This is a genomic window from Paenibacillus roseus, assembly GCF_016424485.1.
Classification (GTDB): domain Bacteria; phylum Bacillota; class Bacilli; order Paenibacillales; family Paenibacillaceae; genus Paenibacillus_D; species Paenibacillus_D roseus.
The window spans coordinates 29,040-53,258 of record NZ_JAELUP010000061.1 but is presented as its reverse complement, the minus strand read 5'-3'; the positions used below and the strand labels follow the sequence as shown (position 1 = coordinate 53,258).

Sequence of the window (24,219 nt, the reverse complement as noted above, 5' to 3'; positions counted from 1 at the left end):
AATATGTCGAAAATTGAAGGGAAATACAAAAAAACTGCCGCAAGCTTCTAGCTCGCAGCAGTTCTATTGGACTTTCCAGCTATTACTTCGAACGCGACTCCGTATCCACCCTCAGCAGCGTGCGCTGGATAAAGTTAATAACAGGCCTTTTCGTCTTGTCTACAATACCGATCAGCTCGGCGCCGATCTGAAGGCCGAATACGAGCAAACATACGACAACAAAGGTTACCCAATTGGCCGCATCCGAGCGGATGACAACGGCCTGGATAATTGCACAAGCGCCAAAGAATGCCGCAATCCCATAAATGATCAGCACCGTCTTGCGGTGACTGAAGCCAAGCTCACGCAAGCAGTGATGCAGATGGCCCTTATCCGGTGCAAAGATCGGCTTCTTGTTCACCAAACGACGCACAATGGCGAAGAAGGTATCCGATAGCGGAACTCCGATAATAAGGAGCGGCGTTACGAAAGAAACGATCGTAATTTGCTTAAACGCCAGCATGGACATCATCGCCAAGCTGAATCCAAGGAACAATGAGCCGGAATCCCCCATGAAGATCTTGGCCGGATGGAAATTGAAAAACAGAAAGCCAATGATGCCGCCAAGCAACAACGCACTCATTAAAATAATAGGCTCGAAGCCCATCAGCGTCGCCATGACCAAAATGGTGCCAATTGCAATGCCCGATACACCCGACGCAAGACCATCAAGGCCGTCAATCAGGTTGATGGCATTGGTCACGCCGACGATCCAGAAAACGGTAAGCGGTATACTAATCCATTCGGCAATGGATTGCATCGATCCGCCAAACGGAATGTTTACAAAATTGATTTTTACATCAAAGCCGAATACGACAATGCAGGCAGCTGCCAGCTGACCGACAAGCTTGACTTTGGCAGAAAGCTCATAGCGGTCATCGAGTGCGCCTATCAGTACAATGAGGGTACCCCCAGCCAGCATAGCCCGGATCAAGTTCATGTCAGAACTATCGAACAATCCCTCAGGAGCAAACGGAAGAAGGATGAGCAATCCTGCTGCAAAAGCTACATAAATCGCAAGCCCGCCAAGCCTCGGCATAATACGAGTATGTACTTTTCGGTGGTTGGGCTTATCAATTGCGCCAACTGCGAATGCAAATTTTTTAACAAGCGGTGTTAGAACAAGAGCGAATACAAGTGCAATTGCAAAGCCTGAAAAATAAAGAAAGCTAACTGACATTTCCAACTCTCCTTTTGGTTCTACCGGATTGAATTATACTCCGATTCAAAAAGAAATTCCAATGCCGTTTTTACGCTATTTTAATCATTTTCAAGCGTTTTTGACGGAGTTGGCTAACGTTTTGTGACGTTTTCTTTCTCTCGCACCACTTTCACTACAAATTTCGGCAGCGCGAGCATCCTTTTGTACCGTTTGGGCTCTTGAATCAGCCTATACAACCATTCCAGCCGGAGTTTTTGAAAAATCAACGGAGCACGCTTGAGACGCCCGGAGATGATATCGAAGCTTCCCCCGACACCCATCACTACGGGGACGCCAAGCGCTTCTTTATGTTTATGAATCCATGGTTCCTGGTTATTTGCCGCCCTTGCTACAAACAACAGGTCAGGATTGGTCTCCTTGACCGCGGCAATTACCGCCTCGTCTTCCGCTTCACCGAAAAATCCATTTTGATGACCGACAATTTGAACGAGCGGATATTGCTGCTGCAGCCGGGAAGCGGCCTCCTCAATAATTTCTTGCGAAGTACCAAGCAAATATACCTTCCAACGCTTCGTCTCTCCAACTTGCATCAATTGATGAAGCAAATCAAAACCGGCCACCCTTTCTTTCACCGGCATGCCAACGTAGCCCGCGGCCCATACAACCCCTGCGCCGTCAGGGACAATGAGCTCTGCCTGCTTCATGATCCGGTAGTAATCAGGGCTTTCAAGCGCCATCATGACCATAATGGGATTGGCCGTTATGACTTGTGTGACCCGGCGGTGTTCAATGGATTCAGTTAAATAATGTACGGTCTCGTCCATGTTCATACGTGAGAACGGGACGCCAAATATTGGAACACAAGCGTTAGCCTGTTTTGAACTCATGTTGACTTGTCACCTCTTCAATTCACGCAAATAGTTCACGATTTGCCTGGCTGGTTGCCGCGATTCCTGTTTCAATTGGTCAATTATATCATTTTTGGATTGAACCCATCCAGAAGCATTGTCAATCAATGCCGTAACGTGTGATACAAATGCTGCAGAGTCAAGAGATTCCGTTGTCCCTATCGGCTTTAACTGCAGCCGTCCAAGAAACTGGTCAATCTTGGGATCGTAAGAGATGCCGAGCAGCGGCACCTTCATATTGGCGGCATAGATCAGCGCATGAAGCCTCATCCCTAACAGCACATCACATTGACTGACCTCATGAAGCATCCGCTGCGGATCATCCCCGGCCTCCCGTATGTCCGTTTTGCCAGCGCCGGAGGCGCCCAGCTTGCCAATAACATAAGCGGCTGCTTCAACATCTTCCGGCGTATGAAAAGGCAAGAACCTTAGCTGTACGTCTCTGGTTCCGAGCAATTCCAGCAGAGCGCCGGCAATTCTGTCCAGATCGGCCCGATCCTTGCGCCAGAAACGCAGCGAAATACCTATAACAGGTTCGCGCCCTCCCGCCACTGGCTCGTGACTGTGCCGGTCTGCCCCCGATGCCTCCTGCTCCGGGAGCGGCAAGCCCATTACCGGATCAGGCACAACCTCAATTCGGTTAAGCGGGACTCCGATTCTATCCAGCAGTTCGGCAGATTCTTTGTCGCGGACGGAAACATACCGGCTGGCTTTCATGGCGCTGCGGATCAGCGGATTCATCCAGCCGCGGTTCACAGGACCAACCCCCTGTGAGTAGATAAAAGTCGGCTTGCCCAGCCACTGGGCAAGCTTGATAATACCAGCATAATAAGGAATTGTCTTCGCGCTTGTAGCATCCTGCAGAAGGCTGCCTCCACCGCTGAGCAATCCATCGCTGGCTCTCAGCAGGGAGATAACCTCCTTGGGCTGCATGCGGTGGACAGCTTCAACACCATACATGCCCGACGTCCACTCGGGATCAATGGACAACACAATCGGTTGGATGCGAATGCCGGCTTCCTGCCCGCACTCATCCAGCGCCAGCAGGATCGACTTTAATACCGCTTCGTCACCGCTGTTGCGAAAGCCGTAGTAACCCGATATCGCTATGCGGAAGACTTGACTGGCTTCGATACCCATTTACGCCAAACTCCTTCCGCAAGCTGCCATACACCTATAAAGACCAGCCCGATAATCGCCCCAATCCCTAAGCCCAGCAGCACTCGAATGAAAGAAATATACAGCGGCGTATGAATATGGGCAAATGTATCGATCATGGACAGTTGCCCGATTGAAGCGACAATAAACAAAATCCACGCGGCACGGTATTTTAGCGAAAGGAACAGGCCGAACAGGAATAGCGGATGCGCAAACAAAAATTCTTTGAACCTTGGACGCACGCCAATTGTCGTCTCCAGCAAGTTCCGGAATATAATTTCCATTCCAGACGCCTGGCCTGAATTCCCTGTTCTGGAGAGATAGTACATGCCTACCGCTCCCAGCACTCCCGCCACAACAACCCACAATACGGTTATCTGGAGTGAGAGCAGCTTGCGAATATTTGTCCATACCGACTGCGTTCCGGTGTACAGGAACAGATATAAAGCGACAAGCACAATCGGCGCCAAATGAAGCAGGCTTACCCCCCTAAATTGCTGAAGCACAAGGCTGTACGTAATATTATGAAGCAATCCGAACACAAAAGGCACTCCGAGCAGTGAGATAATTGAAGTAGAAACAAACAGACCAATTGCCATTGTCACACGGCGGGATGCCCGCTGACCTTCAAATATCCACTGTCCTCCAAACAGCGCGTCGCTGTTCTCTTGCTTGCCTCTCCATGGTCCTCCGACCATTCGCTGGTCTCCCTCGGTATGCAAGCGAACGCGGCCCAAAGCCCAGATCAATGCCAGCGTAGGCGCCGCAATGCCTGCCCCGAGCGCAAGCCCTTGTTCCAGTACGGAATGGGAGATAACGAACAGTCCTGCACTTCCAATTAACCCAATAATGAAGGAAGGAAGCAGCAGCACCGGAATAAACTTTCCGATAAGCAACGCAATCAGCGCAATCGCGCCAAGAGCAACAACTGCTTTGAGCGGCTTTGCCCATGACTTATTTTCATATTGGAATGCTTTGGCCGAACCGTTCTTAAAGCCTTGCTGTTCAAGCTGCGCTACAGCGCCTTTAATTTCTTCATTGCCTTTCAGCGCGTGGTACGTATTGTCAAGGGAGTTGATAACAGCAGCCTTGTCCACACTGCGCAACACTTGACCATTAATGTAGAACATACGGATGTTCCGATCTTTTGCAGCGAGCAGGAACCGATCTGCAATGACATCGGGACTCAAATTCATGGCATCCGCATCGGACAGCGAATACAGTCTTGCTACATTATAATCGGTCAAGTTCGCCAGCAGGTTAAAACCTTTTTGCGGAGCCTTCAGATTTTCGATGGCTGCAATTCCGATTCCATGCTTGTTCAGTTGATCCGCGAATGCATGCAGGGTTTTTTCGGCGGCATTATCCTCGTATCCGGTGACAGCCGTGCCGTCGAACAAAATGCGGGTCACACCAAGATCCTTGAAGCTCTGAAACATCCTCTCCACTAGCTCGGCGTCGTAAGGTCTTGTCCGGTCGGACAGCCTCGGCAGCAACTGGAAGCCTCTATTATGCAAATCCTGCAAGGCAACCGGATCTGGGGGCATTCGCTTGACGACCGCATTCTCGACAGGCGTCTCAATAACCAGACCTTCACGCCCGTCAAAACTCCATGGCGTTACATTGATTCCCGAGCGCTCGAACACATATTCAATCATAGATGAGAGCGACTGTTGTGTCGGGATGTCGGAAAACAGAACATACGTATAATTTTCGTTTAAAGGAGCCGTTTTGTTTTGAAGTGTTGCGATTTGGGACGAATTATAAATTGTCAGCCGTCTGGCAAGACTAAGCTCATCCAGCGTACTCTCAAATATGGCCATTGTCCCGATTCCAGCTTCCTTCAAATGATCGAGCTGTTCGGCTGTAAATTGTTGCGGATTTCCTTGATAGGCTGAAATTTGCAATAAATCTTTATAATTGAATACGAATTCAACTTCCGGGGATGTTTCCTCCATTTGCATACGCAAATACCCGATCGGCATGGCTGCCAGCACGCCAACAATCGTCAGTAGCCACATCCATTTCCTGACCTTGTGATTCCATTGTTGTAGGAATTGAAACACGCCTTCCACTCCTTAAGCTTGAAAATCAACCTTTTGCATCACTTGCTTGACCAACTTGTCCAGGGAAGCGGAAGCTTCTTCCGGCGATTTGCCGCATACAGCAAAATACACCTTAATTTTCGGTTCTGTACCTGAGGGGCGCAGGCAGAACCATGAGCCATCAGCCAGCAGAAATTTCAAGACATTTTCCGGCGGCAGGCCATTAATGCCCGGCAAGTAGTCCAGCACCTGCTCGACCTTGACTCCAGCAACTTCTGCCGGAGCGCTCACACGCCAGTCTTCCATAATAGCCCCGATCTTTTGTACCCCGTCTACGCCTTTTAATGTGCGGGACTCCAGCTTTTCCAAATAAGTACCGTACTTGCTGTAAAGCTCAAGCAGAACATCGTACAAGGTCTTGCCTTGCTTTTTATAATAAGCGGCAGCTTCACAGATCAGCAGGGAAGCGACAACGGCATCCTTGTCTCTTGCATATGTACCTGTCAGGTAACCATAGCTTTCCTCATATCCGAATAAAAATGCTTGCTTGCCCGATTTTTCATATTGATTCATTTTCTCGCCAATATATTTGAACCCGGTCAAGGTGTTGACGACCTCAGCGCCAAAGGACTTGGCAATATCTGCTCCCATCTCGCTGGTTACGATGGTCTTGACCACGACGCCGTTATCCGGCAAGCGACCTTGGTCCTTCAACTGGCTGAGCAAGTAGTAGACCATAAGCGCACCGGACTGATTGCCGGTGAGCACCACATATTCGCCTTCATTGTTCTTCACCACGGCTCCCATACGGTCGCAATCCGGGTCTGTGCCGATAATAATGTCGGCATTCTTCTCCCGTCCAAGCTCAATCGCTAGCGTGAACGCCTCCCGTTCTTCAGGGTTAGGCGATTTGACTGTGCTGAAATAACCGTCCGGCTGCTCCTGCTCGGCCACAATATGCACCTGCTTGAAACCGACGGCTTTGAGTACCTCCCGAACTGGCATATTGCCTGCGCCATGCAACGGCGTATATACAACGCTGATGGATTCACCCAGTTCGTCCTTCAGCAGAGTGCTGTTCAAGCTTTGAGAAGCTACGATATCGATATAAGCCTGATCCTCTTCATCTCCGAGCCAGCGGATAAGTCCGGCAGCTTCGGCGTCTGACTGAGTAATTCGTTTGATCTGATCAAATCCGGCGACTTCTCCGATTGCAGAAATAACCTGCTCCGCATCCGCAGGAATAAGCTGACATCCATCTGAACCATATACTTTATATCCATTATACTCAGGAGGGTTATGACTTGCCGTAATGACAATCCCTCCAGTTGCCCCCAAATGTCTCACGCTGAAAGACAACTGAGGCGTTGGACGCAAGCCTTTATATAAATAAGTGACAATCCCATTGGCAGCAAGCACTCGCGCCGCTTCGAGCGAGAATTCGGGAGACTGGTTCCTTGAATCATGAGCGATAACCACCGACGGCTTGTCGCTGCGCTTCAGCAGCCAATCCGCAAGACCTTGTGTTGCTTTTCCGACGGTGTAACGATTCAGACGATTCGTACCCGCCCCCATAATCCCACGAAGTCCCCCTGTACCGAACTCCAGTTCACGGTAAAAACGATCTTCGATTTCTTTTTCTTGTCCTGCGATCGCATTCAACTCTGCCTTTGTAGCTTCATCAATAAGCGGGTCGTTGATCCATGATTCAAACCGCTCCAAAGCCTGCTTTATTTGTGTCATTCCGCCACCTCTTCAGTACCTGGTTTATCCACTAATGCAAACATGATTTCACCGGAAGCAACAACTTTTCCATCCACGCTGGCAGTCGCTTTTCCTTTGCCGACGGTTCCTTTCAAGCGAATAATCTCAACCTCAAGACGCAGCGTATCCCCTGGAACAACCTGACCGCGGAAGCGGAAGCCGTCTACACCCGCGAGAAACCCGAGTTTGTTATTGAATTGCTCTACCTTCAAAATTGCCGCTGCGCCTACTTGGGCAAGCGCTTCTACAATAAGTACGCCTGGCATAACCGGATGACCGGGAAAATGCCCCGCAAAGTATGGCTCATTATAGGAAACGCTTTTTATACCAACGGCGCGAACCCCTTCCTCCAGTTCCAATATGCGGTCTACCAGCAAGAAAGGGTGTCGATGCGGGATTGTTTCTTGGATTTGTACAATGTCCATCATAAATTCCAGCTCCTTTTACAAATTTGTAGCATATCTATGTAATAAAATGATGCTCATGTAGCAACACTATAAGTATCCCTTCATGAACTGCAGTCATGAGGGTTAAGATAAGGGAACGGGGCCAATGGAGAACGATGCTTCTGCATTTGCCTTGTTCCTTTCTTTACAGAGCTTCCCAATCATTATACCTCTCCCCAACCAAAAAAAAAACCACCCAACGTCGGGTGGTTTCTTCATAAAGCGACAGTCCAAAAGATTCATTTCCTTAAGCAAACAGCCGATTTCCCTTGAACAACAGTGCTTTTCAGCAAATAGCCGCATGAAAAGATGAGAAAGTTTTTATTCGACAACAATTCGGATTTTCGCTGATTTATTGCCGAATTTCACGGTTAGGGTTGCTTTTCCTTTGCCTTGCGCCGTAATCAGACCATGCTTGACATGGGCCACAGTCGCTTTGGAGGAACTCCAGACTCCGTCCGATGAAATATTTCTTTCTGTATTATCCATATAGGTAGCGATTCCTTCCAGCTGAATCGTCTGATCCCTTTTCAAGACAAGCTGTGTAGTCGGTCTGCTATTGTTGTAAACATCCAAATATTTCAGCATATCCACATCCAGGTTGATCGTGACGGTTTTGCCGTTGTATTTGGCTGTAATTCTTGTTTTCCCATATCCCTGCGCAGTAACTTTGCCCTGGTTCACGGATGCAACTTTCACATTTGCGGATTTCCACTCGGCCAGATCCGTCACATCTTTGGTTCTGCCGTCTGGCAAAGTTGCCGTGATTTTCAGCGTCTCTGTTGTTCCGGACTGCATGGTCAAAATCTCAGTGCTGGCTTCCAGCTTTTGTACTGAACCGACCTCTACGCTAATCGTTACGGTTTTGCCGCCAAACTTGGCGGTGACATTGGTTTTACCAACTGCCAGTGCGCTAATCAAACCGTTGTTCACTTCCGCTACAGTCTTCGAACTGACAGACCATTCAGCCGCATCTGTTACATCGGATTTGTTGTCCAGGCCGTCGATAGCCGTCAGCGTTACCTGCTTGGTCTCGGAAAGCTCAAGCAACACGGTATAGATGTCCGCGGTCAGCTTTTCCGCCACATCTACTTCCACATTGATGGTAACCTTCTCTCCGCCAAAAGTAGCGGTAATTACAGCTGTACCATTTCCATTAGCCGTAACATTTCCTTTATATACGGATGCAACATCCGGCTTGGAAGATTGCCACTCGGCGGATGTCGTAACATCCTTTGTTGTTCCATCCTTGTATTTTGCGGTCAGTGTAATGGTGGCTTCCTTATTTTTGCGAAGAACAATTTTTTTCTCGCTTGGCGTCAGCTTCTCGATTACGCCTACCGACACCACAGTTGTTGCTGTTCGATTGCCATATTTCACTGTAATGGTTGAAGTACCATCCTTAATCGCTGTAATGGTTCCTTTATTCACTTCTACTACCTCAGGACTGGATGAGGTCCACTCGGCCGTCTGTGTGATGTCGACAACACGATTATTGTCGTAGTTGGCATTAGCTTTCAGAGACAATGTAGCTCCGACTTGCATATCAACCGAGTCCTTGTCGATCGTTATCTGGTTCGGTACATCTACACGTACAGTAGCAGAAATCTGTTTGCCACCATAAGAGGCCTTTATTTGTGTCGTTCCAGACTTATAACCGGTTACCTTCCCAAGCGTTATATCTGCGATGTCTTTATTGTCAGAACTCCATTGCGCTTTGTCTGTAATCAGTTCTTTATTGCCGTCCGCGAATGTCGCATACAACTTCAGTTCTTTGGATGCATTCAATTCCAAATCAATAGTATCCGAATCCAGATCCAGTCGCTTGGGAACTTCAACATCGACTTGGATCTTGACGCTTTTATCTCCATATATCGCCGTAATTTCCGCTTCACCAGATTTATAGGCAAAGATTTCCCCTTTAGATGCAAACGCAACTGCTTCATCAGAGGAACTCCATTTCGCCTTGTCCGTAACGTCTGCTTGTCTACCGTCCATATAAGTCAGCGTTAACGTAAGCTTTTCCGACGTCCCCGTGCGAAGGAACAGTTCCTCCTTGCTTGCTTCCAGCTTTCTGGATGCGTCCACGCTAACCTCAATAGTTACTGATTTTGTACCATAAGTTGCTGTAATGGTGGTTTTACCCGCTTTGTAAGCCTTAATCGTCCCTTTAATCGCATCCGCAACTTTATCGTCGTCGCTTTTCCACTCCGCCTTATCGGCTACATTTTCGGTAGTGCCATCCGGGTAGGTTGCAGTCAGTTCTATTGTTTTCTCTTCATTTAGCAACAGACTCAACTCGGATTTTGCTACATCGAGACGCCGGGCAATCTCTACTGCAGCTTCTATTGTCACGGATTGATTTCCGTACTTGGCAGTGATTTTGGCATAACCGGATTTTTTCCCTGTGACGAGGCCATTAATAACATTCGCTACGGAATAATTATCTACAGACCAAGCCGCTTTCTTCGTTACAGCCTCGCTTGAGCCATCTTCGTAAATAGCCGTCAATTCAATCTGCTTTTCCTTGCCTATGCGCAGATCGAAGTCATTCACGCTCATCGTCAGTGCTTTGACCTTCTTGCTTACAGTCACATTCACCACTACCGTCTTGCCCAGGTAGGTTGCCGTAATAACAGCTGTGCCTTCCTTCTTGGCTGTAATGGCGCCTGCATATACGGTCGCAACATCCGTGGTCCCGCTGCTCCATTCAGTCTTGATGGTTACATCGCTTGTATTGCCGTTTACATATACGGCCGTTGCTGTCAGGGAAGTGGTTTCTCCCGCTTCCAGTGAAACGTCGTTCTTGTTCAATACAAGACGGGAAATTTCACTTTCACTAGCGAATACGCTCCCTGCACTTTGCGCAATAAGCACCATAATCAATAAAGCCAGGACTGCGGGACGGAATTTACTTAACATAAACTCATTTCCTCCTTGTCATACACATTTGAATCTGAAAGGTTATAGATGCGCGACCCGGTTATCGCCAAATGGTCCGACATCCTCTTCTCGCTTCTCCTTTCCCAAACTGCTCAGCGCTAAAAATCTTCCAACTTCGACATCGTTTTGCATTCTCTATCTATTACATCGGCCGCTGGCAGCCAATATTGAAGACAATTTCGACATTTTTCTTAGCAAAACTTCCGGCCAAACACTGCCATTAACCAGGCAGGCAAAAAGAAGACACCGCAAATTCAGGAGACTCTCCCGAAAAGCGGTGCCTATCAAGCCAAGCATCATACCCAACTTCCGCCGTTGCAGTCGAACAGACGTATATGCTATGAATCAGAAAAAATAAGATCATACATATGACGCCAAGTCTGCCACTCCCATACATCGCCCTCCGGGCCTTTGCCCAACATAACATAACCGATGTACAAACCGGCGATTAATGCAATAATCAGAATGAGCGGTACAATGCTTGTCCGAAGCAGAAAAAGCAGAATCCGAACAGGAAGAGGCCGTCGCTTCTTCTTGCCAGGCTTCTTCTTGTTTTCCTTCTTCCCATTGCCGCTTGGTTCGCGGCTCGCGTCTTCTTCCTTCGCGGCGCGGCGAGGCTCAAATCCGTCTCCTCCTTGAGAAGATCGGCGTCTTTGTACTTCATCTTGATCTATTCCCATTTCAATCCTTCCAATCTCATTAACCGCGCAGACTATTGGCAAGCCCCATCATCGTGTCGCTGGAGGTCAATGCCCGCGCGCTCATTTGATATGCCCGCTGCACAATCATCAACTCGGTCATTTCATTCGTCAGATTCACATTGGATTGCTCCAAATATCCCTGCATCAGGTTGATCTCTTGATTTTCACCAGGCACTACGGTACGAACCACAGCTTCACGATCCAGCCCTTCAGCAACGACAAACAGGTTGTCGGCCACTGGCGTGAGCACGCCCGGCTTCATAGCCTGGACCAACTTCATTCTGCCAAGCTGAACGGTTGTAAAACCATCCCGGGATACCCCTTCGAGCTCACCATTATTCTGCACACGCAGCGTGTAGCCATCGGGGAGCCGAATCGGGCCTTCTTGGCCGTCAGGAAGCTGAGCGATAACCGGATACCCGTCAGGTGTAGTCAACTGCGCGATCCCGTTCGCATCCAGCGTCATCTGAAAGGAGCCACTGCGCGTATAGGCTCTGTTGCCGTCCGGACTTGTCTGAACTTCAAACAAGGCATCTCCCTGAATGGCAATGTCATACGGATTATCGCTTGGCTGAATCGGACCTTGAGCCATATCCGGCTGAACCATCGTCAATCTGGAACCCCACCCTTGATTGAATCCAAGCGGTGTCAATCGCACGGGCTGCCTGAAGGCATCTCCCTGCTGTTTCATATTCGTTAACAGGTCCTCAAACGAGGCCTCCTTGCGCTTGTAACCGACTGTATTTACATTAGCGATGTTGTCCGCAAGCAGATCAAGCTTTTGTTGCATCCCGTTCATGGACACCATCGCATTAATCATAGAACTGTTCATGAATAGCCGCCTCCTATATGCGTCCTACTTCGTTAACGGCCTTCTCAAGACTGCGGTCGTAATACTGAACGACCTTTTGATTCGCTTCATAAGCGCGAAGGGCTGCCATTATATCAATCATGGATTGAGAAGCGTCAACATTGGAACGCTCCACATAACCTTGACGAACCTCAAATCGATCTCCAGCATTGACTGCACGCGACTGGTTGTCCTCTCCTACAAGCTGGAACTTGCTATTTCCTTCGCGGACCAGCATATTCGGGTTTTCAATCCGGGTAAGCAGCAACTGCTCGCCTGTGTTATTGCCTGTCAGATTGTCAATGAACTGCTGATTTGCATTGAGCTTCAACTGGTCAATCGCAATATTCGGAGCAAACTGAATCGGATTATTATCTATACCAAGCACGAATGAGCCGTCTCCGGTAACCAGAAAGCCTTCGTTATTGAGCGTAAATTTCCCGTCCCGCGTGTACCTGGTTTCGCCGCTGCGATCCCGAAGCGTAAAAAACACCTGTGGCTGAAAAGTAGTTTCTCCATTTTCGTTCACATATTTGCCGGAGGAGTCAAAGCTCATGCCGGGAACGTCGATATCGGACAGAATGGCAAAATCGGAAGGGCGGTCTGTAGATGACAAATCCCCCTGCAAATGAATGGACAGACTTTCTTCCGCGAATACTCCGGTATTGACAACACCAAGGCGTTTGTCATGCTCCGGCTCAAGCCCGGTAAGAGAAATCAACATATCCGGGAAAGAACGGGAGATGGCATTCACCTGCTTGAAGCCCGGCGTATTCAAGTTGGAAATATTGTTTGTTACGGTATCATGGCGACGCTGCTGGGTGACCATGCCTGCCGCAGCGGTATAAAGGCCTCTTAACATGAAGCTTGTCCTCCTCCAAAGTCGTATCCGAAATTAGGCTATCCTAATTATCGGAATTCCGTTGCCGTTTCATTAGCTTCAATCGCCAAGTACCCGTATGCGTTTGTGCCAGCCTACAGCATTTTTTTGACGACTTTGTCGAGGTTGTCCAGCATAATGCCGGTACCTTTTACAACGCAATGCATGGGATCTTCCGCAATGAGCACAGGCACCTTGAGCTCTTCCGCAAGCAAGGTATCCAGCCCGTCCAACAGCGCTCCGCCCCCGGTCAGAATAACTCCGCGATCGATAATATCGGCTGACAGCTCGGGCGGTGTCCGTTCCAGCACAGATTTTGCAGCCGCTACGATGGAAAGCACCGAATCCCATAACGCTTCACGAACCTCTTCGGAATGAATCGTAATTGTAAGCGGAAGACCCGTCACCATATCACGGCCTCTAATGTCCATCTTTTCCTTCCGTCCACTCTGATAGACTGTGCCGATCTTGATTTTGATGTCCTCGCTTGTCCGCTCTCCGATCAGCAGCTTATATTTATTCTTGATATATTTCATGATGGCGGAGTCGAACTTGTCCCCTGCAACTTTAATAGAAGAGGCGGTAACGACGTCGCCCATGGATAGCACCGCAACGTCCGTCGTCCCTCCGCCGATATCTACTACCATATTGCCGCTAGGCTGGAATATATCCATTCCAGCCCCGATAGCCGCCGCCTTAGGTTCTTCTTCCAAAAATACTTCCTTCGCTCCGCTGCGTTCCGCAGCTTCCCGAATCGCCTTCTGCTCGACAGAAGTAATATTTGTTGGAGCACATATCAGAATTCTCGGCCGACTGTACCATTTGCGGGCGCCAACCCGTTCAATAAAAGATTTCAGCATAATTTCTGTAATTTCGAAGTCGGCGATTACACCGTCTTTCAAAGGGCGAATGGCCACAATATTGCCAGGCGTACGTCCAACCATGCGGTGAGCTTCCTCGCCGACGGCCAGGACCTTCTTGGTATCATTTTCAATGGCTACAACTGAAGGCTCATCAAGAACGACGCCTCTCCCCTTTACATGAATGGATACATTAGCCGTTCCGAGATCAATTCCGATATCATTGCTCAACATAAGGCGCAAATCCCCCACACTATTATAATCAAATTTTAATTTCCAGGCGTACACGACTTTGCCGTTCCTGACAGACAAACGCATCGTTTCAAGCAGAAAGAATCGGCTTCCTGACCAATTCCACTTCCAAAAACAAGCAGCGAAAAAAACTCCTAAACATCTAGAATTTAATTCGCTATGAAAAGCGAAAATCCTCTATTTTTGTAGAAAAAAACGTTAAATCTTCCCTACTGCAATCGCCTCTCTTTTTTTGCCGCTTGTTTTTTTATACTTGATTTTGGTTGCTTCTCCTCCTCTCAAATGTCGGATCGACTTGTGGTATTCGAGAATGTGCTTCACCTGATCCGCCAGATCAGGATTGATTTCTGGAAGCCGCTCGGTCAAATCCTTATGCACCGTGCTTTTGGAAACACCAAATTCTTTGGCGATCGTCCGAACCGTATTTTTGGTCTCCACGATGCAGCGGCCGATTTTTATCGTTCTTTCTTTGATGTAATCGTGCACGTTCCCGCCTCCCTACTCGAGATAGTTTGGTACATTATATGAGTGGAGCGGGTAGATATTCTTTGTTGCCAAGCGTGACAAGCTATTTTACTGCATTTATTTTCCTGGAGACAGCCAATTCCCTGAGGATAATGCCCTTTGAAAAGTCAACCGTCATAACAAAAAGGCAGGGTTGCCCCCGCCTTTCCCAATTGCTACTGCTCTTCTTGCGGAAGCACAGTGAGCGGATTGATGGCCTTGCCTTCTTCACGAACTTCAAAATGAATGTGGTTGCCAAGCTCTTTCTTCAGCTCACTTGTTCCGGATTTGGCGAAAAGCGTTCCCTGCTTAACCTCGTCCCCGTTTTTCACCAACACATCGGACAAGCTTTGATAGATCGTTACGTAGCCGCCCGGATGCGTAATTTCTACCACATTGCCGTTGAGCGGGTGATTCTCAACGTGGGTGACTTTACCGCTTAATGCCGCGACTACATCAAAAGCCTGCTCATTCGCACCGCCAATATCGATTCCCGTATTCGGTATAAAGGTGTTGTCGTAATGCACCAGCGCAGCCTGACGCTCCTCATTGGTCGCCTTGGCATCATAGAACCGCATCAGCACCTGCACATCCTCCGGCTTGAGAACCGGCCATTGAATCTTCTCTTCCCCGACGACAACTTCCTTGGTTTCTTCCGCTGTCTCTTTGACAACGGTATCGTCACCTTGTTTCTCTTCGGAGATTTCGCTTGTCTGAGTCGGCAGATCCTGTTGCTGCTGCGCTCCCTGATAGACCCACATTAAGGTTACGATAATTGCTGCCGCGGCCATAAAAGCTGCCGGTGTCACCCATTTTTTCGACAGCAGCCTTTTCCATGAAGAGGCCTTAACAGCAGATGGTGCTCCCTGCATCGATTTGGGAGTTTCCTCCTGCTTTTGCTTGGACTTGTTTTGTTCACTCATATTGATCACCTCACTAGCCATTGTTGCCAGATCGGACTCTTTTATACGTGAGGCGATTGCTAATTTATAAGATTGCTAACTTTCGAATCTGCCAAGCCATACTGGCGCCGTGTCTATCTTCGTTCCAGAATAGTAGTGAGCTATAATCTGCGATGCTGTTCGGCCTCGCTTAGCCATGGCATCAGCTCCCCACTGGCTCATGCCAACCCCGTGACCGTATCCGAAAGTCGTAAATGTAATCCAGTTTCCCTGAATGTCCCAGGTAAACTGGCTGGAGCCAAGACCCAACTTCTCCCGAAACTCTCTACCCGTCAGATTCTTGTTTCCCACCTTCACCTGCTTGACCCTGCGGCCTTCTGTATAGCTTAGTACTTTCAATGACTTTTCTGCTCCCTTCCCCACCCCGAGCCTGGAACGGAATTCCGAGAGCCTCATGGTCGCCGTTTGCTTGTATTTGGGCGATAACGTTACATCCCATGGACTCGCGACACTCCTGAGATAAGGGACTGGATTGGCCCAGTAGTCTTCCGAATTTTCCGTATAGCCGTTGCTGGTAGAGAAGAAGAGCGCTTCAATAGGCTCTCCCTTATAGGTTATAATCTGTCCTGTGGTTTCTTCTACCGCTTGGGTCAGTTTAGCCAGCTTCTCTTCCGTTTCCGAACCCCAGTGCTTCTCCAGTTTCTTGAGTGGAATATATACCTGATCCTGAACGGTATCGGTAATTTGAACCGGTTCTTTCAACCCATTGGTCATATGTCGGACAATATAGGTTCTTGCCGCAATGGCCTGCGCCTTCAGCGCTTCAAGCTCAAAATCAGCAGGCATCTCCCCGGCAAGCACGCCCCTGACATAGAGCTCGAGCGGAACTTCTTCCGTCTTTTTCATACTTACAAGTTGAACCGATACATTTATTTTGGCTAGCGCAGCCGCAGCTTGCTTATTCTTCTGATAAACGGATGCCGAATGTTCCTCCGAAAAATCCCGATGCTCCTTGCCCGGACTCTCGGGAAGAGTCTTTGAAGACTGAATTGAAGCGGGGCGAGGCTTGGAGACCTCATGTTGTTCTGTGACAGACGACGGCGGAGCTGGGGAAGCTTGTCCCCTAAGTAATAGAATCACCCCCGTCATTACAGCTAGAACGATGCTCAACCAAAGCTTGTATCCTAAGGCTTTCATTCCTGTTCCCCCTCCGGTGCATGAAGCTGTTCAGCACATGCTAGACTCTGGACTCTCTCTTCGACGAGATACTACATCCTATGAACCGGATTAATAGGATAGAACAAAAGGTAGACGTTTTGCTTAGAAAATAGAAGCCTTTCTAAGGGGAAGTTTATACATTCATATAATCAAAAAGCGGGAATCAGCCTTGTGAATGGCTGATTCCCGCTATAATTTTAATTAAGCCCATGTAGGCTGTACTTTTAGTACAGGTATCTCTTTTTCCCGCTTGTAGCTTGCATCAGCCGAAGCTTGCTCGGCTGTTTCTGTAGAAGCCATAGCCGCAACCTCTTGATTGATTTCGGAGATTAGCTCGGCAACCGACTCCTCCTGCGGCAAGACAACTGTCTCCTCTTCGCGGCGGATTTCAGCTCCCAGGCTCCCCAGCTTTTTGGCAAGATCCACGTACCCGCGGTCCACATGATGCGTACCTGTAATTTCCGATTCGCCTTCTGCTCTTAATGCTGCGCAAATCAACGCGGCGCCGGCACGAAGATCCGTCGCGCAAACTTTGGCTCCAACAAGCGGAGTATTGCCGTTTACGATGGCGCTGCGGCCCTCTACCTTGATTTGTCCTTGCAACTTATTGAACTCCTCGACATGCATGAACCGGTTCTCAAATACCGTTTCGGTGACGACGCTGGTACCTTCCGATACCATCAGCAGCGCCATCATTTGGGATTGCATATCTGTCGGGAAGCCCGGATGAGGCAATGTTTTAACGTCTACTGAGCGCAATGGTCCTTCGGCTTTGACATGAAGTCCGTTGTCGCCTTCCCTAATTTCTACTCCCATCTCCTGAAGCTTGGAGATAACTGGAGCAAGATGGTCTGCAATCGCGCCTTCAACGTAAACATCTCCGCCGGTAATGGCTGCGGCAATTATGTACGTTCCTGCTTCAACACGATCCGGAATTACAGTATGGACCGCCCCTTTAAGCGATTGAACACCTTCGATACGGATAAGTCCCGTTCCCGCGCCGCGCACTTTGGCACCCATCGCATTCAAATAATTCGCCAAATCCACAATCTCCGGCTCTTTTGCTGCATTCTCGATGGTGGTCGTTCCCTCAGCGAGTGCAGCTGCCATCATTATGTTTTCAGTTGCGCCCACGCTTGCTACATCCAGATAAATTTTCGCGCCTCGCAACCTGCCGTTTATTTTTGCTTCAATACAGCCCTGGCCCAAATTGATTTCAGCGCCCATGGCTTCAAAGCCTTTCAAATGCTGGTCAATCGGCCTTGTGCCGATCGCGCAACCGCCTGGCAAGTAAATTTTGGCAGAACCAAGTCGTGCTAACAACGGACCCATGACCAGAAAGGATGCGCGCATTTTACGAACAAGATCGTAGGGGGCTTCAACCGCAGTCAATTGAGAAGCATGGATTCGCATCGTTTCACTTTGATAGGTCAGGCCCGCTCCAAGCGAACTCAACACTTTCTGTATCGTAATTACATCATCAAGAAGCGGCACGTCATGAATGACGCTTTCCCCCTCCGATGCCAGCAGAGAAGCTGCCAGAATCGGTAAAACAGAGTTTTTTGCACCGCTGACTTTTACGGTTCCCGTCAATCTTCGGCCACCGCGGACGATGATTTTGCTCATTTTAGCATTCCCCCCGCGCGCTGCGTTTCATTTCCTTTTCCAGTTAGAAAATGGTACGTAGCTAATATCACAAACTTCATCTTAGCACTTTACTTTGCATGTCGACAAGCGTTATTTTTTTGAATCAGCGTCCCTTGTTCTTGCCAAGCGGCTAAGGATATTGTCCCTGCTGCATTTTATAGGAAAATGAGAATATTTAAATTTTTTCACGCGTTGTATTACCCATTGTTTGCTTAATCCGCACAGGTTATTCGACAAACCATCTCAACTTGTTGAACCATTCAAGGTAATCCAGAAAAAAACGGGCAAATCCGTGACCGAAAACAACAGCCAACAGGATTTGGAGCATTCTCGCCTGAGGCCCTCGCGGCCGTTTCAGAAAAGCATCCAGTTTTAAATCCTGAATCACATACCAGGCAAACGTTATGCTGAGCAGCGTGACTACAATGGAAATCAACCCGTTTAATCCTATGGCATTACCTACACTTTCATACATAACGGATAGCAGCTCCCTTGCGCATGATTAGATAACAAGTATATCGGCTAACGAAGTGCTCGATATAAGATAGCCGCAAATTCAGCGCGTACAGCCTGCCCGTTCGGCTTGAAAGTACGGTCCGCATAGCCATCAATCCATCCTGATTGTTTTAATGCCGAAATCATTGGCGCTGCCCAGTGATTGGCTTTGACATCATTAAAGGGATTGGTTGCAACTTGATAAGTCTTTAGCCCCATCGCCATTCCAAGCATACTCGCCATCTCGGCCCGCGTTATGCTGCGGTCAGGCGCAAACGTTCCATTACTGTAGCCTTTTACCCATCCGGAATTGACAGCCTCCCTAATGGAATTATACGCCCAATGGCTGGACTTCAGATCCTTGAAAGCCATATTGCCTGCAGTATCGCTTTTGCCTGTCGGGAAAGCTTTGACAAGCAAAGCTACAGCCTCCGCTCTGGTAATTGGACGATTCGGCTCAAATCGATATCCACCTGTGCCGTTAATCATCCCGTCCCTGGCGAGAGCAACAATTGCGTCTTTGGCCCAGTGCCCGTCAATGTCCCTGAAGCCTGCAACAAGTTTGTCAATCTGTACGGAAAACCGATAATATTGATGATTAAAAGCTGCATTCGCCGATAATTTGATAAAGTAAGTCCCTGCCGCAAGCTTGCGGTTCGTTGTAATTGATGTCGATCCGCTTACTGAACGCGAACTGAACAGCGACTTCTGAGTCTTATCGAATACTTCCATTCCCATCGTGCGGTTGACAGGAATGTCGCCCAGCCTGATTGTCACTACACTTTCACCCGTCAGCCTCATTTGAAACCAATCCTGATCGTTAACGGGATCAATAACACCGACATAAGTGGTATCTGGTCTTACGGATGTCGCTTCGTAGGGCTTGTTGTTCGGTTCGTTCGGGTCTTCATATACGGATAAAAATTCAATTGATAATGTATAAATGCCTACAACGGGACTAGCATTGGAAGCCGCCGCGTTATTGATTCGAATATAATATTTTCCCGGCGTGACGTTTATTTGCGGCGACTCCTCCGGCTCCCCGTCGGAATTCTCGTCAATCTCCAGCATTGCGTCTCCCGCCCGGCCAAAAGCCATCGCAGGATCAATGCGCACCGTATCGGTCTCCATCTTCAGCTTCAAGGTTCCTGCTTGGGCGAACGTAATGGAGAACCAGTCGCGGTCTCCGGTCTGATGAAAGGTGCCGGTAAGCTTCTGATTGCGCGGCGACAGTGTAAAAGATTTGATGATGCTGTCATTGTCCTCGAAATCATCCGGTGCGATAGTAAAGCTTGAAGTGAGCAAGTAGGGGATGGTTTCCTTTTGTTGTTCACTGTCAAATTTGATCTCCAGATGCCCTTGACCCTGCTTGACTTTCAAGTCAACCGAAGTCGTGCCCATTTTCACAAGCTTCTCATCGAGTTTCTGTGACGCGGAATAATACGCAATCTTTACCGGCGGCATCGCCTGACCGGAATTTGTCATCCCCTGGAATTGAATCGTCAACGTCCCGTCATAGGGGATATCCATTTTAAAATAATCTTTGTCTTTCCCTGTTGTCAATTGCCCGGCCAACTGGCTGGCTATCGAAAATGGGAACGCCGTGCCGCGTGTATCATTGGGTTCTCTGAAATCTACTTTATAAGGGACCGTGAGCGCCGCATCTGCTTGAAGCAGCCCATAACCCGTTTGCGGATCCCAGCCCTTTGGACCTATATTTTTGGCCGTTTGCTTAAGCAACTCTCTAATTTGATAAGGCTTCATATCCGGATATTTGGCCCAGACAAGAGCCGCGACGCCAGCTACCTGCGGAGTGGACATGGATGTACCCTGCTCCTGTGCGTATCCACCGCCCAATGCCGTCGTATACACGGTCCACGGAGCCACAATATCGACCTCCGGGCCTGAATTTGAGCGCGGCTCCGTCTTGCCGCCGGCCGTTGCTCCTCCAACTGCAAGCACAGTGGGGTAGGCGGCAGGATACTTGACAGAGACCTTGGATTTCAGCAGCAGTCCGTCGTTGCCTGTGGCGGCTACAAGTAGCACGCCATTGCTTTCCGCATATTTTACGATATCGTGCATGTAGGGCGATTCCCTGTACAAACCGACAGACAGCACCACGATTTTGGCGCCGTTTTTAACCGCATAGAGGATGGCTTCACCGAGCCGGTCTTCATCTCCATAGCCGTCTTCATCAAGCGCTTTGATCGGCATGATTTTAGCTCGCCAAAGCATCCCTGAAATTCCTGCACCGTTATTGCCCACAGCCGCCAGTACGCCGGCTACCCGCGTACCGTGTCCGTTATCATCCTGAGGTTGTTTGCCGGGACTTACGAGATTCGTCCCCTTTACAAGGTTATCCTTCAAATCAGGATGGGTTAAATCCGCCCCAGTATCTACGACAGCTATTGTGAGCTTGGTTTGGGACGTTCCACTTTCCCAGGCTTTCTTAATCCCGATCTGATTCAAATAGGATTGCTTATCAAATAGAGGGTCATCCGGCGTTACCGAAGAAAGCAGCTGAACTTTGCCATTAGCCTGAACATACTCAATATCCGGATTGCCCCGCAAGGCGATGAGCCATGCCTCCAGATCTGTCTCCGGCTTGGGCCGGACCAGATTGACGCCTGTTTCGCTCATATGCTTCACTAGGATCGTATTGTCCGGCATCGCAGCAGGATCAAGCTCCGGATCGCGCCATTTTAGAAACCAGGTTCCATCTACGGATTCAGGGGTTTCGACCTCTACTTCTGGAGGAACGGCGATGCTCTCTTCTTCTTTCAGCGCTGTATCGGTTTCCTCCTGCTCCATAACCATTGCAGGTTGGGACTCCTGTATCAGCTCTGAATTGAGTTTGCCATCCTGACTGGAAGGCGCAGCCGAAATGGAGGGAGACAACACTGCAACCAGAACAAACTGCATGACAAACAGGAGGAGAAGCCACCTTTTGCCGATAGCCGGAATGGCCGCCCGTTTTATTGTTTTCCCTTTATCTGTATAGACGCGTACCCATGTTTTCATCATAATTGCCCTTAACCTCTTATTTCCCGTTTGAAACGATCGTTTCGCTTGAACTCATGAAGAATATATGACACTGTTCGAAAACTGCTAATGCTCCTATCTATTATATTCGTAAACGATACGTAATCCTATTGGATGTTGTTTCAAATTATCAACAAATCCATATGCATTTCCAGTTATGGAAAATGAGTGACCAATAAATTCAGCAGCGGGGTCGGCATGATGCCCCCCACAAGCGCCAACAGGGCACTTAACCAAATAACGATGACCGGCAGGACGGCCATTCGAACCTCTTCCCGTCCGTCGAAGGTGCGCATAAACATTTGACGAGCCAGGCGAAAATAATAGAAATAAGAAAAAAACGTAGAAATCAACACCAGTGCCCCTGTCGCATATTGATTGTATTGTGCGGCATTTGCAAGGATCATCCATTTTCCGATAAACCCTATGGAAACCGGCAACCCGCAAAGTGAAACTAGCAGAATCAGCACAGCAGCCGCTGTCATTGGCGCCCGATAGTACAGACCGGAGAGCGCACTCAGTCCCCGGCGTCCGGAAGCCCGGCATATAACCGAACCGGCGGTAAAAATGCCTGCATGCATAATAAGCGTTGCTATTCCATAAAATGCGGTTATTTGCCACTTTACAGTCGAAATACCCTCTGACGGAACAGAAGCGGCGGTAATGATATAACCGATATGAACGACCAAGCCTGCTTTGAGCAATTGTCCAAGATTCGTTTGTCTGATGGTCGTCAGGGACCCCCATATCATGAATACCGAAGCTGCCAGTTGCAAAATCAGATGACTCATTTCAGTTAGCCCCCAATCCTTGTATTCAGAGAGCTCAGCAGGTGACTGAAGCTGGCCGCGGCCTGATCCATCAGTAGAGATGGATACACACCAAGCAAAATTACAAACGCAAGCAGTACAATCATCGGAACAGCTTCAATGAATCGGGCATCATTCCATGAACCATCAGACTCCCGAGCAGTGCCAAAGGTCACACCTAGTACCGCACGGGGTATATATACAAAGCCGGGCAGCAGCCCGAGTACCAGCGCAACGGCAACCCCTTTCATGCTGTCAAACAATCCAAGCAGCGTCAACAGCGTGCCGTTAAAGCCGGACAAGCCTGGAATGCCAATCGCCGCAAGACCGGCAGCAATCAAGATACCGCTCGTATAAGGCATGGTGCGCGCCAACCCTCCCAAATCGTCCAGTCTGGCCGTTCCCGTGCGCTCCGTAATGCTCCCGACAATGAGAATTAATAGAGAAGATGTCAGACCGAGGCTTATCATTGTAACCAAGGCCCCCGTCAATCCTAGCTCATTCATGCTTGCAATACCGAGCAAAACAAGCCCGATTTGACCGATTGAGGCATAAGCAATCACCGATTTGAAATCTTCCTGTACCATCGCCGCAAGGCCTCCGTATAGGAGACTAAGAAGGCCTAATATTCCAAAGATGACCGACCCGGCAGCAGCCTGATCAGGAAACATGAAAAGGCCAAACCTCAGAAGCCCATAACCTGCTGCCTGCAAAATGCCGCCCACCACCAGCATGATGACAGCCGGAGGCGCCTGCTGGTACAATCTGAGCAGCCAGCCATGCAGGGGGACAACTGGCAGTCGAATCAAGAATCCCACAATAAAGAGAGTGAAAATCAATTGCTTCATACCTTCACTCATTCCAGAGGGTGGAACCATATCTTCTCCAGATTCCCCGAGCAGTGGCGAAGCCCAGGTGTCTGGACCGGTTATACGACTCTGCACGCTCTCGTAACTTCCGTTATATAGTACATGCCCGGACTCAGGCAGATTCCCTTCCGCTGTACCGCCAGTCCATAACAGAACAAAGGCCGACAGCAACAGAACAGAACCCAATCCGTGATGAACTAAAAAAGAACCTGCCGCCTGTTCACGCCGCTCGCCACCCCAAATGCCAATTAGCAAAAACATGGCGGGCAGCGACATCTCCATAAACAAATAGAAAAGTCCGATATCTCTGGCAAGCAAAAGACCAAGGAGCCCTGTTTCCAGCCATAGCAACAAGCTGTAAAATGCTTTAAAACGTTTTTTTATATGAACAAATGAAGCCAGCACCGCCATAACGGAGAGCAGTGCCGTCAAGACAAGCAAGCATAAGGACAGGCCGTCAAGGCCAAGATGATATTGCAGTTGGAGCGCACCGCTGTCTAAGGGCAGCTCAAGCCAGTCATACACCTCTCTGAACGCTTGTCCACCCCGCTCCGGCTGATAGGAGATAAACAAGATGAACGACAAGATTAAGGGCAGCAAAGAGGCTGCAAGCGCTCCATAGCGCATCCAGGAGACGCGCTCTTTGGGCATCAAGAGGATAGCTAATATGCCAACTATTGGCGCGCATATAATTATTGTTAAAATAGGTAATCCCGTCAGCATTA

At 48.9% G+C, this 24,219-nt stretch carries 19 protein-coding genes; all 19 read right to left on the bottom strand.

Going from position 1 to position 24,219, the window contains the following annotated elements:
* Positions 1 to 82: 82 nt before the first annotated feature.
* A complete protein-coding gene (locus JFN88_RS11605; protein ID WP_199019461.1) occupies positions 83 to 1,219 on the bottom strand; it encodes a glycosyltransferase family 4 protein in 1,137 nt (378 codons plus the stop codon).
* 113 nt (positions 1,220 to 1,332) lie between these two features.
* Positions 1,333 to 2,088, bottom strand: coding sequence for a WecB/TagA/CpsF family glycosyltransferase (locus JFN88_RS11600; RefSeq protein ID WP_199019460.1), 756 nt, complete (start codon positions 2,086 to 2,088; stop codon positions 1,333 to 1,335).
* Positions 2,089 to 2,097: 9 nt separating this feature from the next.
* Positions 2,098 to 3,249 carry a polysaccharide pyruvyl transferase CsaB gene (gene csaB, locus JFN88_RS11595; protein WP_199019459.1) on the bottom strand — a complete coding sequence of 384 codons (1,152 nt, stop codon included), beginning with the start codon at positions 3,247 to 3,249 and terminating at the stop codon, positions 2,098 to 2,100.
* A complete protein-coding gene (locus tag JFN88_RS11590) occupies positions 3,216 to 5,333 on the bottom strand; it encodes a DUF5693 family protein (RefSeq protein ID WP_199019458.1) in 2,118 nt (705 codons plus the stop codon). Before JFN88_RS11590 ends, csaB begins: the two co-directional genes overlap by 34 nt.
* Positions 5,334 to 5,345: 12 nt before the next feature.
* Positions 5,346 to 7,055 (bottom strand): phospho-sugar mutase, encoded by a 1,710-nt coding sequence (locus JFN88_RS11585; RefSeq protein WP_199019457.1) that lies wholly within the window; start codon positions 7,053 to 7,055, stop codon positions 5,346 to 5,348.
* Positions 7,052 to 7,504: a 3-hydroxyacyl-ACP dehydratase FabZ gene (fabZ, locus tag JFN88_RS11580; RefSeq protein ID WP_199019456.1), complete on the bottom strand. Its 453-nt coding sequence runs from the start codon at positions 7,502 to 7,504 to the stop codon at positions 7,052 to 7,054. The genes JFN88_RS11585 and fabZ overlap by 4 nt, the downstream gene beginning before the upstream one ends.
* A gap of 339 nt (positions 7,505 to 7,843) precedes the next feature.
* Positions 7,844 to 10,444, bottom strand: a complete 2,601-nt coding sequence (locus tag JFN88_RS11575; RefSeq protein ID WP_199019455.1) for an Ig-like domain-containing protein — start codon at positions 10,442 to 10,444, stop codon at positions 7,844 to 7,846.
* A gap of 359 nt (positions 10,445 to 10,803) precedes the next feature.
* Complete coding sequence (locus tag JFN88_RS11570; RefSeq protein WP_199019454.1) at positions 10,804 to 11,145, bottom strand: DNA-directed RNA polymerase subunit beta; 342 nt, start codon at positions 11,143 to 11,145, stop codon at positions 10,804 to 10,806.
* 19 nt (positions 11,146 to 11,164) lie between these two features.
* On the bottom strand, positions 11,165 to 11,998 hold the full coding sequence (locus JFN88_RS11565; RefSeq protein WP_199019453.1) for a flagellar hook-basal body protein: 834 nt from the start codon (positions 11,996 to 11,998) through the stop codon (positions 11,165 to 11,167).
* Between the two features lie 13 nt (positions 11,999 to 12,011).
* Positions 12,012 to 12,878 (bottom strand): flagellar hook-basal body protein, encoded by an 867-nt coding sequence (locus tag JFN88_RS11560; RefSeq protein WP_199019452.1) that lies wholly within the window; start codon positions 12,876 to 12,878, stop codon positions 12,012 to 12,014.
* A gap of 113 nt (positions 12,879 to 12,991) precedes the next feature.
* Entirely contained in the window at positions 12,992 to 13,990 is a 999-nt protein-coding gene (locus JFN88_RS11555) for a rod shape-determining protein (RefSeq protein ID WP_199019451.1), read from the bottom strand.
* 216 nt (positions 13,991 to 14,206) lie between these two features.
* A complete protein-coding gene (spoIIID, locus tag JFN88_RS11550; RefSeq protein ID WP_199019450.1) occupies positions 14,207 to 14,494 on the bottom strand; it encodes a sporulation transcriptional regulator SpoIIID in 288 nt (95 codons plus the stop codon).
* 194 nt (positions 14,495 to 14,688) lie between these two features.
* Positions 14,689 to 15,435, bottom strand: coding sequence for a M23 family metallopeptidase (locus JFN88_RS11545; RefSeq protein ID WP_199019449.1), 747 nt, complete (start codon positions 15,433 to 15,435; stop codon positions 14,689 to 14,691).
* Positions 15,436 to 15,510: 75 nt separating this feature from the next.
* Positions 15,511 to 16,611, bottom strand: coding sequence for a stage II sporulation protein D (gene spoIID / locus JFN88_RS11540; RefSeq protein WP_233167725.1), 1,101 nt, complete (start codon positions 16,609 to 16,611; stop codon positions 15,511 to 15,513).
* A gap of 222 nt (positions 16,612 to 16,833) precedes the next feature.
* Positions 16,834 to 18,258, bottom strand: a complete 1,425-nt coding sequence (murA, locus tag JFN88_RS11535; protein WP_199019448.1) for a UDP-N-acetylglucosamine 1-carboxyvinyltransferase — start codon at positions 18,256 to 18,258, stop codon at positions 16,834 to 16,836.
* Positions 18,259 to 18,505: 247 nt separating this feature from the next.
* Positions 18,506 to 18,754, bottom strand: coding sequence for a DUF1146 family protein (locus JFN88_RS11530; RefSeq protein ID WP_199019447.1), 249 nt, complete (start codon positions 18,752 to 18,754; stop codon positions 18,506 to 18,508).
* Between the two features lie 47 nt (positions 18,755 to 18,801).
* Complete coding sequence (locus JFN88_RS11525) at positions 18,802 to 21,798, bottom strand: S8 family peptidase (RefSeq protein WP_199019446.1); 2,997 nt, start codon at positions 21,796 to 21,798, stop codon at positions 18,802 to 18,804.
* 173 nt (positions 21,799 to 21,971) lie between these two features.
* Entirely contained in the window at positions 21,972 to 22,607 is a 636-nt protein-coding gene (locus JFN88_RS11520) for a proton-conducting transporter transmembrane domain-containing protein (protein ID WP_199019445.1), read from the bottom strand.
* Positions 22,608 to 22,612: 5 nt separating this feature from the next.
* Complete coding sequence (locus JFN88_RS11515) at positions 22,613 to 24,217, bottom strand: complex I subunit 4 family protein (RefSeq protein WP_199019444.1); 1,605 nt, start codon at positions 24,215 to 24,217, stop codon at positions 22,613 to 22,615.
* Positions 24,218 to 24,219: the final 2 nt, after the last annotated feature.

Coding starts and splice junctions, on each gene's coding strand:
- JFN88_RS11525 (WP_199019446.1), bottom strand. CDS start 21,798: ATGATGAAAACATGGGTACGCGTCTATACAGATAAAGGGAAAACAATA.
- murA (WP_199019448.1), bottom strand. CDS start 18,258: ATGAGCAAAATCATCGTCCGCGGTGGCCGAAGATTGACGGGAACCGTA.
- JFN88_RS11605 (WP_199019461.1), bottom strand. CDS start 1,219: ATGTCAGTTAGCTTTCTTTATTTTTCAGGCTTTGCAATTGCACTTGTA.
- JFN88_RS11555 (WP_199019451.1), bottom strand. CDS start 13,990: ATGTTGAGCAATGATATCGGAATTGATCTCGGAACGGCTAATGTATCC.
- JFN88_RS11565 (WP_199019453.1), bottom strand. CDS start 11,998: ATGAACAGTTCTATGATTAATGCGATGGTGTCCATGAACGGGATGCAA.
- JFN88_RS11570 (WP_199019454.1), bottom strand. CDS start 11,145: ATGGGAATAGATCAAGATGAAGTACAAAGACGCCGATCTTCTCAAGGA.
- JFN88_RS11585 (WP_199019457.1), bottom strand. CDS start 7,055: ATGACACAAATAAAGCAGGCTTTGGAGCGGTTTGAATCATGGATCAAC.
- csaB (WP_199019459.1), bottom strand. CDS start 3,249: ATGGGTATCGAAGCCAGTCAAGTCTTCCGCATAGCGATATCGGGTTAC.
- JFN88_RS11520 (WP_199019445.1), bottom strand. CDS start 22,607: ATGAGTCATCTGATTTTGCAACTGGCAGCTTCGGTATTCATGATATGG.
- JFN88_RS11560 (WP_199019452.1), bottom strand. CDS start 12,878: ATGTTAAGAGGCCTTTATACCGCTGCGGCAGGCATGGTCACCCAGCAG.
- JFN88_RS11530 (WP_199019447.1), bottom strand. CDS start 18,754: ATGTATGAAAGTGTAGGTAATGCCATAGGATTAAACGGGTTGATTTCC.
- JFN88_RS11600 (WP_199019460.1), bottom strand. CDS start 2,088: ATGAGTTCAAAACAGGCTAACGCTTGTGTTCCAATATTTGGCGTCCCG.
- JFN88_RS11515 (WP_199019444.1), bottom strand. CDS start 24,217: ATGCTGACGGGATTACCTATTTTAACAATAATTATATGCGCGCCAATA.
- spoIID (WP_233167725.1), bottom strand. CDS start 16,611: ATGAAAGCCTTAGGATACAAGCTTTGGTTGAGCATCGTTCTAGCTGTA.
- fabZ (WP_199019456.1), bottom strand. CDS start 7,504: ATGATGGACATTGTACAAATCCAAGAAACAATCCCGCATCGACACCCT.
- JFN88_RS11575 (WP_199019455.1), bottom strand. CDS start 10,444: ATGTTAAGTAAATTCCGTCCCGCAGTCCTGGCTTTATTGATTATGGTG.
- JFN88_RS11545 (WP_199019449.1), bottom strand. CDS start 15,435: ATGAGTGAACAAAACAAGTCCAAGCAAAAGCAGGAGGAAACTCCCAAA.